The organism is Microbacterium arborescens, assembly GCF_030369635.1.
Taxonomy (GTDB): domain Bacteria; phylum Actinomycetota; class Actinomycetes; order Actinomycetales; family Microbacteriaceae; genus Microbacterium.
On sequence record NZ_CP128474.1, the window covers coordinates 2506669 to 2519899 of the forward strand.

A 13231-nucleotide genomic window follows, 5' to 3' on the forward strand; every position below is an offset into this window, starting at 1 on the left:
ACCCAGGCCAGCGTCTCCCCCTCACCTGGCAGCTCGCGCCCCCTCGGGCTCAGAGAAGCGGCGCCAACTGCCAACCCAAGAGCCTGTGGCAGCGCGCCCCAACCTCCGGCGAGCAGGCGCCCCGGCCACGCGGCCACCCCGCACCACCAGCATCCCGCTCGCTTGGCAGCTCGCGCCCACACCCAGCGCGCGATCGGGCACCATCTGCCAACCCAAGCCAGAGTCTCCCCCTCACCCAGCCACCCCGCCCCACACAAAGCCCAGACGACGAAGGCCCGCCCCGCAGAATCGGGACGGGCCTTCGAAGGGATGCCGCGGATCAGCGCAGGTCGAACCGGTCGAGCTCGGTGACCTTGGTCCACGCGGCGACGAAGTCGCGCACGAACTTCTCGCTCGCGTCATCCGAGGCGTAGACCTCGGCGATGGCGCGGAGCTCGGAGTTCGAGCTGAACAGCAGGTCGACACGCGTGCCGATGCCGATCTCCGACCCGTCGGCGTTCACACCGCGGAAGGCGTGCGACCCCGGGTCGAGCGGCTTCCACGTGGCGCCCAGGTCGAGCAGCTTGACGAACACGTCGTTCGTGAGCACCCCCGGACGCTCGGTGAACACGCCGAACGACGATCCGTCGTAGTTCGTTCCCAGGGCACGGAGGCCACCGACGAGCACCGTCATCTCGGGCGCGCTCAGCGTCAGCAGGTTCGCCTTGTCGATGAGGTGGTGCTCGGCCGGCAGCACCGCGTTCGGGCCGTAGTAATTGCGGAAGCCGTCGGCGACCGGCTCGAGGTGGCTGAACGACAGCTCGTCGGTCTGCTCGGCAGTTGCGTCGGTACGGCCGGGACGGAAGGGAACCGTCACGTCGACACCACCGTCACGCGCGGCCTTCTCGACACCGGCGTTGCCCGCCAGCACCAGGAGGTCGGCCAGCGAGACCTTCTTGCCGTCGGTGCGGCCGTCGTTGAACGATGCCTGCACGCTCTCGAGCACACCCAGCACCCGCTGCAGCTGGGCCGGGTTGTTGGCCTCCCAGTCCTTCTGCGGGGCGAGACGGATGCGGGCGCCGTTGACGCCGCCGCGCTTGTCACTGCCTCGGAAGGTCGAGGCTGCTGCCCACGTCGTGGAGACGAGCTCGCTCACGGTCAGGTCGGTCGCGAGGATGCGGGCCTTCAGGTCGGCGGCATCCGCGTCATCGATCAGCTCGTGGTCGACGGCGGGAAGCGGGTCCTGCCAGATGAGCTCCTCCTGCGGCACCTCGGGACCGAGGTAGCGCGCGATGGGGCCCATGTCACGGTGCGTGAGCTTGAACCAGGCGCGGGCGAACGCGTCGCCGAAGGCCACCGGGTCGTCCTTGAAGCGGCGCGAGACCTCGTCGTAGGCAGGATCCATTCGCAGCGCGAGGTCGCTCGTGAGCATGCGCGGCTCGCGACGGCCGTTCGAGTGCGCGAGCGGCACCATGTCGGCACCGGCCCCGTTGACGGGACGCCACTGGTGTCCGCCGCCGGGGCTGCGCATGGGCTCCCAGTCGTAGGCGTAGAGGATGTGGAAGAACTCGTTGTCCCAGCGCGTGGGGTGGTAGGTCCAGGTGACCTCGAGTCCCGACGTGATCGTGTCGTCGCCGTGGCCGGTGCCGAAGTTGTTCTTCCAACCGAGGCCCTGCATCTCGACGCCTGCGGCCTCGGGGTTGTCTTCGAGGTTCGAGTCCGGAGCCGCGCCGTGGGTCTTGCCGAAGGTGTGACCACCGGCGATGAGGGCGACGGTCTCCTCGTCGTTCATGCCCATGCGGCCGAACGTCTCGCGAATGTCGCGCGCCGACTTCAGCGGGTCGGGCTCACCGTTCGGGCCTTCGGGGTTGACATAGATGAGGCCCATCTGCACCGCCGCGAGCGGCTTCTCGAGGTCGCGGTCGCCGGAGTAGCGCTCGTCGGCGAGCCACGTGGTCTCGGGACCCCAGTACACGTCGTCGTCCGGCTCCCAGACGTCGGGACGACCGCCGGCGTAGCCGAAGGTCGAGAAGCCCATCGACTCCAGCGCGACGTTGCCGGCGAGAATCATGAGGTCGGCCCACGAGATCGACTGGCCGTACTTCTTCTTGACGGGCCACAGCAGGCGCCGGGCCTTGTCGAGGTTGACGTTGTCGGGCCAGCTGTTCAGCGGGGCGAAGCGCTGCTGACCGGCCCCGCCGCCGCCGCGGCCGTCGGTGACGCGATACGTGCCCGCCGAGTGCCAGGCCATGCGGATCATGAGCGGGCCGTAGTGGCCGAAGTCGGCCGGCCACCAGTCCTGCGAGGTGGTGAGGACCTCTTCGATGTCCTTCTTCACGGCGGCGAGGTCGAGGGCCTCGAACGCGGCCTTGTAGTCGAAGTCCTCGCCGACGGGATTGGCCACGGCGGGGTTCTTCTTCAGGATGCGCAGGTTGAGCTGGTTCGGCCACCAGACGTGGTTGGCGTTGCCGACCGTCGGGTGGGGCTGTCCGCCGTGCGAGCCGTGGCCGTGCCCCTGTCCCTGCTCGCCGCCGTGGATCACGGGGCAGCCGCCGGCGTCGTTGGAACGCGGCCGGGTCTCACCGTCGCCGCGCTCGTCTTCGGGTGTGTCGATGGGGGTGACCGCCTGGTCGGTGTCGGTCACGTCCTCGCCGATGGGCGCGGACTGCGGGTCGCGATCGCTCATGGGGATCCTTCCGTTGGGGGTTTCGGGAGAGAGAGAAGTTCAGGATGCCGCCGGGGTCGCGGATGAGGCGCATTCCGCGCACCGCCCCCAGTAGGTCACCTCGGCCGAGGCGACCTCGAAGCCGTGGTCGTCGGACGGGTGCAGGCACGGCGTGTGCCCGACGGCGCAGTCGACGTCTTCCACTCGGCCGCATGCGGTGCAGACGAGATGGTGGTGGTTGTCGCCGACGCGGAGTTCGAACAGCATGGAGCGGCCGGCGGGCTCGATGCGACGGGCGAGGCCCGCGTCGGCGAAATCGTTGAGGGCGTTGTACACCGACTGCCGGCTGGCCTGCGGCATCCGATCCGCGACGGCCGTGTACACCTCGTCGGCGCTCGCGTGGGGTCGCGCGTGGAGCGCGGCGTAGACGGCGGCGCGAGACTCGGTGACTCGCAGACCGAAGGCGCGGATGGCCTCGGGGGCGGTCGCGATCGTCATGCTGCGATCGTAGCTTTTATTTTTGATCAGATCAAATTAACCCGATGCGACGGGTTCATCCGGCGACCAGGCGCGGCGTCCCCGCTTCATACTCCGTGAGGTCACCCGTCTCGCCTCGTCGCGCGGCGATCCGCCCGAGTCCCAGCATGTAGGCGAGGAAGACGCCGAGTGCGAGGGCGCCGATCCCGATCTTGAGCGGCCAGGGCCACGGCTGACGGGTGACGAAACCCTCGACGAGTCCGGAGAGCGCGAGCGCCAGGATCAGCCCGATCGCGACCGTCGCGAGCGAGCGTCCCGCCGCGGCGAGCGCCTCGCCGCGGCTCCGCCGCCCCGGTGCGACCCACGCCCAGAAGATGTGGAGACCCGTCGCACCTGCGACGAAGATGCACGTCAGCTCGAGCAGCCCGTGCGGGGCGATGTGCAGCAGGAACACGTCTCCCCGGTCGAACGCGATGAGGATCGCCGCCGCCTGACCGATGCTCACCGCGTTCTGCATGAGCACCATCACGGGCCACAGCCCGGTGATCCCGAACAGCACGCACTGCGCGGCGATCCAGGCGTTGTTCGTCCACACGGTGCCGGCGAACACCGCCGCGGGGTTGTCGCTGTAGTAGGCGGTGAAGTCGTTCTCGGCGTACTGCTGGAGCTGGGCCTGCGACCCCAGGGCGGCCACCGCGGCGGGATCGCCCGAGACCCAGAACGCCACGAGCGAGCTGATGGCGATGAACGCCACCGCGACCGCGAGCGTCGTCCAGCGCACGCGATAGAGCGCGGCCGGCAGCTGCTGCACGAAGAAGCGCGGCAGCAGTCGCAGGACGTTCTCGGGCGCGCCGGTGAGGCGCAGCCGGGCGCGCGAGAGGATCATCGACAGCCGGTCTCCCTCGACGCTGCGGCCGGCGGAGGTCTTGATGTCGGCGAGGTCGGCGGACGCGGCACGATAGCGCGTCACCAGCTCGTCGACCTCGGCGCTCGACAGCCGGCGGGCACGCGCGAGCGCGTCGAGCCGATCCCACTCGGCGCGACGCGCGGCGACCAGGGCGTCGAGGTCCATTTGCTTAACTGTACCCATGACCACGCCCGCTCCCCCGGCGCAGATCCGTCAGGACGAGATCCTCACCGGTGAGGCGGTCGCGCTCGACGTCCAGCCCCTGGGCTTCTTCCTCCGCGCGCTCGGCGTGCTCATCGACGTCCTCTGCGGCATCGTGCTGCTGTTGTTGTTCTCCTTCGTCGGAGGCCTCCTCGTCGGCGGCTTCGGCCTCGAGAACCTGTCGGGGATCCTGGTCATCTCAGCCCTCGTCCTCGTGCTGGTCGTCATCCCGACGGCGATCGAGACCCTCACCCACGGGCGCAGTCTCGGCAAGCTCGCGGTCGGCGGCCGCATCGTGCGCACCGACGGCGGCGCCACCGGGTTCCGGCAGGCATTCATCCGCGCCCTCGTCGGAGTACTGGAGATCTGGTTCACATTCGGAGCACTCGCCGGGGTGGTCGCCGCGTTCACGCCGCGCTCGACCCGATTGGGCGACATGGTCGCGGGGACCTACTGCGAGCGCACGCGCGCTCCGCGCCTGCCGCATCCTGCCGGCCCGATTCCCGCCGAGCTGCGGGAATGGGCCGAGGTCGCCGATGTCGCGAGGCTGCCCGACCGTGTCGCGCGACGGGCGACGCAGTTCGCCCGCTCGGCCGAGGGAATGGAGCCCGGGGCTCGACAGCGCTCTGCGACGATGATCGCCGCCGAGGTCGCACCGTTCGTCTCGCCTCTGCCGCAGACCGACCCCGAATCCCTCGTCCGGGCCGTCGTCGCAGCTCGCCGGGATCGGGAGTATGCCGCGATCACCCGGATCGATGACCGGGCGCGCGCGCTCGTCGGGGCAGCCACCGAGACTCCGCGCGGGTTCCCCGTCAGATCTTGAGCGTCTCGTGACGAATGACGACCCATCCCTTGGGCACGGAGAGTCGTTCGGTGTGGATGGCGCACAGGTCGTGCGCGTGCGGGTCGGTGCCGCCTCCCAGCGGGCCGAGAGCGGCCATCTGATCGCCGTAGTCGAAGGTCAGGGTCGTCACAGCCTCGCGGGCGCAGCCCACCTTCGAACACAGTCTCTCGCGCATCCCGTCCACCGTAACGCCGCAGACGCGGCACGATCGGATGCCGCGCCGGGCCGGCGTCCGGGGCCGCATAGGATGGCCTCATGATCCGGCGTCGTTCCCGAGCCGTGCCGCCTCGGCGGAACCGGCCGTCGCGCCACGGGCGACACGGCCGCGATGATCGCAGCCCGGTCGTTCGCCCCCCGCTCCCGCCCCTCGAGACGCGCTCCGAGCGGTTCGATCTCTCGGTCGGGACAGCCGCGGAGTTTCTGCGGAGCGCGTGGCCCGAGCTGCGCGAGGTGCGATTCGAAGTCGCCGGCATGCCGGCGGCAAGCGACGAGGACGGCATCCCGCGCTGGCAGGTCTTCGCGAACGAGAAGCGCATCGTGCTCTATCGCCTGCCCATCGAGCGCCTGAACCGGCTGCACCGCAACGACGATCTGCACCGCCGGATGATGGTCGAGAGTTGCGTCTTCCGTGCGGCGGCCGAATACCTCGACCGCGATCCCTGGGACCTCGGACCCGACCGGTTCCGCTTCCTCTGACCCGGGTCAGGGATACACGGTGAGCTCGGCCGCTGCTGCGGCCGACCCCGTCACGGGATACGTCCCGAGCTGTCCGGCTGCCGAGAAGCCGACGGAGCCGCGGATGCCGCCGGTGCCGGGGTCGAGTCGGTAGACGGTCCCCGCCGCGACGTCGATCGTGCCGGACTGCCCTGCTGCCAGCTGCACTGTCTGCGGCGTTCCGCCGGCGATGGGGGTCAGCGTCGCGACGGTGTCCTGATCGGCCGTCAGGGTGAGCGACGGCGCGGGACCGGATGCGACGGCGACGAGGGTCGGAGCGTCGACGAGCGGCGCGGCGACCGCCCAGGCGAAATCAGCCGGCGCCGCCTGGTCGGTCGAGGTCCACGCTGCGGCCACAAGAGGATCGGATGCGGTCGCGGTGACGGTGTAGTCGCCGACGGGCATCCCCGTCACCTCGAGCTCGACCGGTCGCCCGGCGGTCACGGCGATCGCGTCCTGTTGCGACACCACGCTCCCATCGGCGACGGAGCGGACGGTCACGTTCGCGGAGGTGTCGGCCGCAGTCGCCATGAGCCGCACCGACAGTCCGCCCGCCGAGGCGACGGAATCGGGGGCGACGGTGACGATCACGGCCGGAATGGTCTGCTGCGTCGCCGGCAGGGCACTCGCCCCCACCTGGTCGACGCCACCGGCGATGAGCGTGCGCGTCAGTGCCGACTGCAGGGATGCCCGCACCGGGGCTCCCTGCGCCGTGACCTGCACGACGGGACTCTGCTCGCCGCGGCGAAGCGCCGCGAGGGGAATGGCGCGCTGCGAGCGAGCGGCCACGACGATGTCGCGCCCCGCGACGGGGTCCTGGGCTCCGTCAGCACCGAACACCCTCAGATCGACGGTCGCCGCGACATCACCCGGGTTCGTCAGGAGCACGAGGTCGCTCGCCCCCGTGGCGGCCGATCCGCCGACCAGCCACGACTCCATCGCGGGCCGCGTGCAGGCCGAAACCGCCAGGCCGCGCAGATCAGGGTCATCGAGGGACGCGGAAGACGCCGCGCCGAGATCGGTCGGCGCACCGTCCGTCGGCTCTGCCGAGAAGGCTTCGGGTGACGCTCCGTCGCCCGTTCGATCGGGGGTCGCGAGCGTGTACGCCGTCGACTCTGCGCCGTCCGTCGCCGAGACGACGCTCGATACTGCCGCGACGGTGATCGCGCCCGCCGCCGTTGCGTCGCGGCCGAGAGCGAGGAGCGGGCCGTCGCACGCGGCGATCGAACGCGCCGCCTCGGGAACGACATCGAGCGACATGGGCTCGCGCGCGAAGGTCGGCCAGGGGGCCGCTGCGGCGGCGATGACGCCGCCTCCGACGACGACGGCGGCCACCGCGCCCACGGCGAGACGGGTCACGAGTGCGGTTCGCGAGTTCATCGGTCCCTCCTGCGGAGCGCTCGTATCCCCACGAGGCGTGGTGCCGCCCGCGAAGCCGACCGGCTGCCGCGTGTGGGCAGGGCGAGGAGCAGGGCCACCGCGAACACCACCGCGATGCCGCTCCACAGCACCGACGTCACGGCGCGCGCCGTCGTCGGAGCTTCGGCGCGGGGAGCGACGTCTCCCGACAGGCGCCACAGCTCACCCTTGTCGGTCGATCCGACGGCGTCGAGGCCGTCACGACTGCCCAGCGCGGTCGCTGCGGCGAGCCGTGTGCTGCGAGCGGTCGCGGTTTCATCCTCGGACGAGGCGAGCAGGATGAACGCGACGCCGTGGTCACGCAGCTGCGCGACGACGTCGTTCGCGGTGTCGGCGACCAGGTCGGCGGCGATCTGCGCCGCCTCCCGATCGGCATCCGTGAGTTCGGTGCGTGCGGTGACGAGCGTCGACTGGCCGCCGAGGGTCGCGCTGCCACCCCACACCACGTCCACCGCGACACCGTCGTCGGTCGGGGTGAGCACGATCGTGCCGAGCCCGGGCGAGTTCGCGCCCTCGGCCGCGACGAAGGCCGGGAGGGTGCTCGTCTCGCCGCGACCGACCAGCGACGCATCCCGCGCCTGAGCGGTGAGCATGGGGACCGCGGCGATGACGAGCCCGGCGACCGCGGTCGCCGCGGCGACCGCGCGGACCACGCGAGTCGGCACGACGCTGTCGAGCGTGAGAAGCGCTCCCCCGGCGACACCGACCCAGGCGAGGCTGAGAGCCGCACCGGGCCAGAGAGCGATGGCGGTCGTGCCGTCGATGGCCACCGCCAGCCCCGCGGCCGCGAAGGCCGTCGCCGTCCCGAGGCCGGCGATGGCGAGCAGGACGATGCCGACGAAGCGTCGCGCCGAGACGGCGGCGGCCAGCGCGAGGGCGAGCAGCGGCGCGGTGAAGAGGATCAGCCACCACACCGGGCCGCTGGCACCGGTGAAGGCCGCCCAGCCGGCGTCGGCCGGGAAGCCCGCCGCGAGGAGGAACCTGCCCAGGACGTCATCCGCGAACCGGGGCCCGCTCCACGGAATGCCCGGATCGGCCAGGAGCGACCACGGATCTCCCGCACGGAGTCGCTCGAAGACGAGCGGCGCCGACAGCGCCGCGGACGGGACGATGATCCAGAGCCACCGGAAGGCCGCCCGCCGGCCTCGCAGCACCATCGACAGCACCACGGCGAAGAGCCAGATGACCACGACGGGTGCGGAGAGCACGGGCGAGCACGCCAGCACGGCGGCGAGCAGGATGGATGCCGTTCCGGCGTTGCCCCACGACCGATGCGCAGCCGCGGCTGTGAAAGCCAGCCAAGGCAGCACGAGGTGGGCGATGACGGATGCCGGGCGCCCGTCCCCCAGCGCCGCGAGGAACATCGGTGCGAGGGCCCAGACAACCGCGCCGACGATGCGCAGGACCGGACGTTCGGTGATGCGGGTCGCGGCGAACCATCCGCCGAGCACCGCGAGCGGGAGCGCCAGGAGCCACAGCACCACGAGCGCGCGCGACGGGTCCGTCGGCGAGAACGACGCGAGCACGGCCAGCACGGCGCTGAACGGGTCGGCGGGCCCGACGGCATCCCAGCCGAGCGGGCGCTGCGCTCCGGTGGCTTCGGACCACGCGCGGGCCGCGTTGGCGGCGAGGGGCGCGAGCGCTCCGCCGCCGATCGAGGGCCAGCTCAGCGCGGCGGGCATCGCTGCGATCGAGACGGCGAGCGCGGCGAGCACGGCCCAGGCACCGCCTCCGGAGAAGAAGCCGAGCTCGGTGCGGCGGGGACCGTCGCCGGCAGGCTGGTCTTCGATGAGCCGCTGCCGCATGACGCGGGAGCTCACCCGCAGGGGCGCCAGCTGCGACCAGGATGCGCGACGGTGGCGCGCGATGCGACGTCGGGCGCGGGCGACCGCCGACAGCCGCACCAGCACGGTGACCGCTGCCGACCACTCCGGACCGATCCGAGCGGGCCGCTTGCCGACGAGGTGGAGGATGCTGCGCCACAGCGCCAACGCCAGCAGGGTGAGCCAGTGGATGGCGACCGCGGGCGGCGGGGCGTAGACCAGCCGCCGGTGGAGCTGCGCCACACGCGCGGCGTGTGCGGTTCGTGCCCGGGCGCCGGTCGTCCGCGGCGCAGGCGATCCGGCGACGCCGTCGTGCGCGACGGCGATGCGTGCCCCGGGCGCGAGGACGACGCGTCCGCCAGCCAGCCGCACGCGCACCCCCAGATCGAGCCCCTCGTCAGCGCCGGCGAGTGCTTCGTCGACGCCTTCGAGCTCGCGCCAGGCCGCCGTGTGGACGAGGATGCCGCGCACGTCGCCGCCGAGGACGTCGTCTGTGCCGTCGTGCTGACCCTGGTCGTGCTCACCGTCGGCGAGGCCGACCGCGGCGCCGAACCTCGTCATCGAGCGCCCGAGCGAGACGATGCGGGTGGTGTCGTCCCATTCGACGAGCTTGGGGACGGCGATCGCGACGGACGGTGCCGTCTCGAGGGCCGCGGCGAGACGCTGCAGCGCCTCCGGCTCCGGAGCGACGTCCTGCGCGAGCAGCCAGACGGCGTCACCGTCGATACGGCGCGACGCGAGCCGGAGGGCTGCGGCGAACCCGGTGCGAGACGGCGCCGCGATCACCGCCTCGGCGCCAGACTCCTCGGCGAGAGCACGCAACCGCTCATCGCCCCCGCAGAGCACGATGGTCAGCGCGTCGACGGCGCGCGTCTGATCGCGCAGCGCGGCGAGCGTGCGCGTGAGATGGAAGGCCGCCGGAGCGCGTCCGTCGGGACGCACGACCAGGAGCGCGTGAACACGGGCGGGCATGACGGAGCAAGCCTAGGCGGCGATCCTGAGCGGGCTCGGCAGCGGCGGGGCGGGTCGCCGATCTCGTCGAGAGCCGTCGGCGACGTGGGATCAGACCGCGCGGCGCTTCAGCTTGCGGCGCTCGCGCTCGCTGAGACCGCCCCAGATGCCGAAGCGCTCGTCGTTCTGCAGGGCGTACTCGAGGCACTCTCCGCGCACGTCGCACGACGTGCAGATGCGCTTGGCGTCACGCGTGGAGCCGCCCTTCTCGGGGAAGAAGGCCTCGGGGTCGGTCTGCGCGCACAATGCGTCGGTCTGCCAGGCGAGAGCGTTGTCGTCGCCGTCGGTGTCGACGCGCCGCACCCCGGGCACGCCCAGGTTGACCGGGTCGACGAACCAGTTGTCGGGAACGCCCGAACGGTATGCCGTCATATCGTGTTCCCTCCTCGCCGGCCGGCACGCGAGCCGCGTGTCTGGGATTAATTACACCCGTGTCATTCCTCCGGGTCAAGTCGCGGATCGTAAACCCTCAAGCGCGTGTTTAAGCTTCGCGGCGACACATCGGCGTGTCGCGCGCTCACGCCACGCCCGGCTGAGCGACGAACGCCTCCCCCGCGCCGCCGATCGCCACCGACGTCGCCGACACGACGGCCGCCGTGCCGGGTACGAGCTCCACGCGGTCTCCGTCTGCCTCGACGACGATGTCTCCGCGCGTCGCGAGCACGATCGCGATGCCGTCGAGCGCGATCTCGGCGACCGCTTCGAACGTCGTCTCGACGCGCACGAGGCGGAAGTCCGACACGCCGACGTCGTAGCCGAACACGCCGGGCGCGACGTCGAGCGGCTCGACGATCGGCGCCGGACCGCTCTCGGTGCTCACGACCTGCAGCAACTCGGGCACGTCGACGTGCTTGGGGGTCAGACCGCCGCGGAGCACGTTGTCACTGGCCGCCATCAGCTCGACGCCGAGGCCGTCCTGATAGGCGTGGAGAACGCCGGCCGGAGCGAAGAGCGCTTCTCCTCGCCGCAGCTCGACGAGATTCATGAGGGTCGCCACGACGAGGCCGGCGTCACCGGGGAAGGCGCCCGCGATGTCTCGGAGGACACGGATCTCGGCGGCGAACTCCGAGGCGGCCTCATCGCTCGCGGAGCTCTCCAACGCAGCGGCGAGGTCGGTCACGACATCCGATGCCTCGCCCGAGAGCGCCCAGCCGATGACCCGGCGCAGCGCCGCGGGCTGGTCCTCGGCGTCGGTCGGGGAAAGGGCCGCCGAGAGCGCGCCCACACCGCTGCCCTCGCCGAGCGAGGCGAGCAGACGCTGCGTATCGGCGATCGGCCGCAGCCCGACCAGCGCACGGAAGGTCTCCGACAGGGCCACGATGATCTCGGGCTTGTGGTTCTCGTCGCGGTACAGCCGGTGCGGGGCATCCCGCGGGATGCCCGCGGCCTCTTCGCGGGCGAATCCGGCCGCCGCCTGATCCCGAGAGGGATGCGCCTGGATGGACAGCGACGTCCCCGCAGCGAGGATCTTCAGCAGATAGGGCAGGGGTGCGATGCCCGCCTCGGAGAGGACGAGGTTCAGGGGACGTCCGGTGCCGTCGTCGACGCGCGACGGGCTTCCCGGGTGGTCCCCGAACCAGATCTCCGCCTCGGGCGTCCCCGAGGGTTCCCGCCCCTGCAGCTCGGCGATGAGCGTCGTGGAGCCCCACGCGTAGTCCCTGGCCATGTTCGAGATCGGAATCAGCACGAGCCCAGCCTAGGACGCGGACGCCGCCCAGCCCCTGTCAAGACGCGACGCCGCGGTAGCCTGTCTGCACCATGGCCGTCCACTCCCGCCACCCCGTCTCGGCACCGCCAACGGCGCCCGCGCGCGAGACGACCGGCCATCTGCTGCTGCGCGCCTGGTGCGTCTTCATCATCGCGGCGTCGATGGCAGGCACGAGTTGGCTGATGGCCTTCGGGTCGACGGGCGCGGCCATCGTCGTCGTCGCCACCGGCGTCGTATCGGCGATCCTCTGGGTGTCGTTGCGTCCGCGGGTGCAGTGGCGCCGGTTGCCGTGGTTCGCGCTCGCCTATGTCGCGTGGGCGGTGGCCTCGATGCTCTGGTCCTCCTGGCTCGGCGCGACAGAGCTCACGCTGCTGCTGCTGGTGTCCACGACGCTCCAGGCGATGTTCGTCGGAGCGGTGCTGACGTGGCGAGAGATCCTCCGTGCCGTCGCCGCGGCGCTGAAATGGATGCTCGGCCTGTCGATCGTCTTCGAGCTGTGGGTCGCGCTCATCTGGCGCGGCGACATCCTGCCGGGGTTCGCGCGCCCGGACCCCGACTACGCGGGGCATGCGATCACCCTCTGGTCACGCGACAACCTCTTCAACGGGGGGCGACTGCAGGGCATCTTCGGAAACGCCAACCCGCTCGCGTACATCGCGCTCCTGGCGATCATCGTCTTCATCGTGAGGATCGCCTCGGGAGCACCGCGGCGATTCCTGCTCGGGTTGTGGACCGCCCTCGCCCTGTTCCTTTTCTGGCGCGCGGCATCGGCGACCGCGTTCCTGTGCGCCGTCGCGGTGGCGGTCGTCCTCGTCACGATCCTGTTGATGCGCACGGCCCGGCGCCCCGGCGAGCGCACGCGGTTCTACATCATGTACGTGGCCGTCGCCGGCATCGGGGGCGCGGCCGTCTGGCTCACGCGCGACACGGTGTTCGGGCTCCTCGGCCGGTCCTCTGACCTGACGGGCCGGCAGCGGATCTGGGATGCCGTGGGCGAACGCATCGCTGAGCGCCCGGTGATCGGATGGGGCTACTCGACACCGTGGGTGCCCTCCGACCCTGCCTTCGACGGCTGGATCGTCGATCACGGCGTGAGCGTCATGCAGGCGCACAACATGTGGCTCGACGTCGCGCTCCAGCTCGGGTACATCGGCGTCGCGCTGATCGGGCTCGCACTGCTGGCCTTCATCTGGCGTTCGTGGTTCTTCGCGGTCGATCGCCCGCGCTGGGATCTCGTCGCCGATCGTCCCTACAGCGCCCTGACCCTCGTCCCCTCGCTCGTCGCGACGATCCTCCTCGTCCAGGGCCTCGCCGAGTCGGCGCCGCTGTTGAACTGGGGGTGGTTCCTCATCATCCTGTTCGCCTTCAAGATCAAGCAGGCTCCGCTCGTCGGACGCGGGCCGGCCGAGCAGCGTCTCGACGCGGAGCAGGGCGACGGTCTCCCCGACCAGCGGGAGCCTGTCCGCAGCCCCTGAGTGCTCTC

11 protein-coding genes are annotated in these 13231 nt (G+C 71.4%); 3 read left to right on the forward strand and 8 right to left on the reverse strand.

Annotation, left to right across the window (positions count from 1 at the left end):
* Nucleotides 1-319: 319 nt before the first annotated feature.
* From katG to QUC20_RS11955, 3 genes are read right to left on the reverse strand one after another with little or no spacing between them, the layout of a single operon-like run.
* Nucleotides 320-2665: a catalase/peroxidase HPI gene (katG, locus tag QUC20_RS11945; RefSeq protein WP_289330006.1), complete on the reverse strand. Its 2346-nt coding sequence runs from the start codon at nucleotides 2663-2665 to the stop codon at nucleotides 320-322.
* A gap of 39 nt (nucleotides 2666-2704) precedes the next feature.
* Nucleotides 2705-3142 (reverse strand): Fur family transcriptional regulator, encoded by a 438-nt coding sequence (locus QUC20_RS11950; protein ID WP_289330007.1) that lies wholly within the window; start codon nucleotides 3140-3142, stop codon nucleotides 2705-2707.
* Nucleotides 3143-3197: 55 nt separating this feature from the next.
* Nucleotides 3198-4193: a stage II sporulation protein M gene (locus tag QUC20_RS11955; RefSeq protein ID WP_120264720.1), complete on the reverse strand. Its 996-nt coding sequence runs from the start codon at nucleotides 4191-4193 to the stop codon at nucleotides 3198-3200.
* Nucleotides 4194-4209: 16 nt separating this feature from the next.
* On the opposite strand from QUC20_RS11955, the gene QUC20_RS11960 reads away from it, so the two are divergent.
* Complete coding sequence (locus QUC20_RS11960; RefSeq protein ID WP_120264719.1) at nucleotides 4210-5052, forward strand: RDD family protein; 843 nt, start codon at nucleotides 4210-4212, stop codon at nucleotides 5050-5052.
* Here the strand turns inward: QUC20_RS11960 and QUC20_RS11965 are convergent.
* Nucleotides 5042-5248, reverse strand: a complete 207-nt coding sequence (locus QUC20_RS11965; RefSeq protein WP_120264718.1) for a DUF3499 family protein — start codon at nucleotides 5246-5248, stop codon at nucleotides 5042-5044. The genes QUC20_RS11960 and QUC20_RS11965 overlap by 11 nt on opposite strands.
* 80 nt (nucleotides 5249-5328) lie before the next feature.
* On the opposite strand from QUC20_RS11965, the gene QUC20_RS11970 reads away from it, so the two are divergent.
* Nucleotides 5329-5769: a metallopeptidase family protein gene (locus QUC20_RS11970; RefSeq protein ID WP_120264717.1), complete on the forward strand. Its 441-nt coding sequence runs from the start codon at nucleotides 5329-5331 to the stop codon at nucleotides 5767-5769.
* Nucleotides 5770-5775: 6 nt separating this feature from the next.
* Here QUC20_RS11970 and QUC20_RS11975 read toward each other — a convergent pair whose 3' ends face one another.
* The 4 genes from QUC20_RS11975 to manA form a co-directional block, all read right to left on the reverse strand.
* Complete coding sequence (locus QUC20_RS11975) at nucleotides 5776-7167, reverse strand: DUF5719 family protein (protein ID WP_289330008.1); 1392 nt, start codon at nucleotides 7165-7167, stop codon at nucleotides 5776-5778.
* Nucleotides 7164-10001: a glycosyltransferase family 2 protein gene (locus QUC20_RS11980; protein WP_289330009.1), complete on the reverse strand. Its 2838-nt coding sequence runs from the start codon at nucleotides 9999-10001 to the stop codon at nucleotides 7164-7166. Before QUC20_RS11980 ends, QUC20_RS11975 begins: the two co-directional genes overlap by 4 nt.
* Nucleotides 10002-10091: 90 nt before the next feature.
* The gene (locus QUC20_RS11985; RefSeq protein WP_023955405.1) at nucleotides 10092-10412 is read right to left on the reverse strand and encodes a WhiB family transcriptional regulator; all 321 of its coding nucleotides are present in this window, start codon (nucleotides 10410-10412) and stop codon (nucleotides 10092-10094) included.
* Between the two features lie 145 nt (nucleotides 10413-10557).
* Nucleotides 10558-11727, reverse strand: a complete 1170-nt coding sequence (gene manA / locus QUC20_RS11990) for a mannose-6-phosphate isomerase, class I (protein ID WP_289330010.1) — start codon at nucleotides 11725-11727, stop codon at nucleotides 10558-10560.
* 71 nt (nucleotides 11728-11798) lie between these two features.
* On the opposite strand from manA, the gene QUC20_RS11995 reads away from it, so the two are divergent.
* On the forward strand, nucleotides 11799-13223 hold the full coding sequence (locus tag QUC20_RS11995; RefSeq protein WP_289330011.1) for an O-antigen ligase family protein: 1425 nt from the start codon (nucleotides 11799-11801) through the stop codon (nucleotides 13221-13223).
* Nucleotides 13224-13231: the final 8 nt, after the last annotated feature.

Excerpts from the sequence above, each read along its gene's own strand:
- katG (WP_289330006.1), bottom strand. The coding sequence starts at position 2,665 with ATGAGCGATCGCGACCCGCAGTCCGCGCCCATCGGCGAGGACGTGACC.
- QUC20_RS11950 (WP_289330007.1), bottom strand. The coding sequence starts at position 3,142 with ATGACGATCGCGACCGCCCCCGAGGCCATCCGCGCCTTCGGTCTGCGA.
- QUC20_RS11955 (WP_120264720.1), bottom strand. The coding sequence starts at position 4,193 with ATGGACCTCGACGCCCTGGTCGCCGCGCGTCGCGCCGAGTGGGATCGG.
- QUC20_RS11960 (WP_120264719.1), top strand. The coding sequence starts at position 4,210 with ATGACCACGCCCGCTCCCCCGGCGCAGATCCGTCAGGACGAGATCCTC.
- QUC20_RS11965 (WP_120264718.1), bottom strand. The coding sequence starts at position 5,248 with ATGCGCGAGAGACTGTGTTCGAAGGTGGGCTGCGCCCGCGAGGCTGTG.
- QUC20_RS11970 (WP_120264717.1), top strand. The coding sequence starts at position 5,329 with ATGATCCGGCGTCGTTCCCGAGCCGTGCCGCCTCGGCGGAACCGGCCG.
- QUC20_RS11975 (WP_289330008.1), bottom strand. The coding sequence starts at position 7,167 with ATGAACTCGCGAACCGCACTCGTGACCCGTCTCGCCGTGGGCGCGGTG.
- QUC20_RS11980 (WP_289330009.1), bottom strand. The coding sequence starts at position 10,001 with ATGCCCGCCCGTGTTCACGCGCTCCTGGTCGTGCGTCCCGACGGACGC.
- QUC20_RS11985 (WP_023955405.1), bottom strand. The coding sequence starts at position 10,412 with ATGACGGCATACCGTTCGGGCGTTCCCGACAACTGGTTCGTCGACCCG.
- QUC20_RS11995 (WP_289330011.1), top strand. The coding sequence starts at position 11,799 with ATGGCCGTCCACTCCCGCCACCCCGTCTCGGCACCGCCAACGGCGCCC.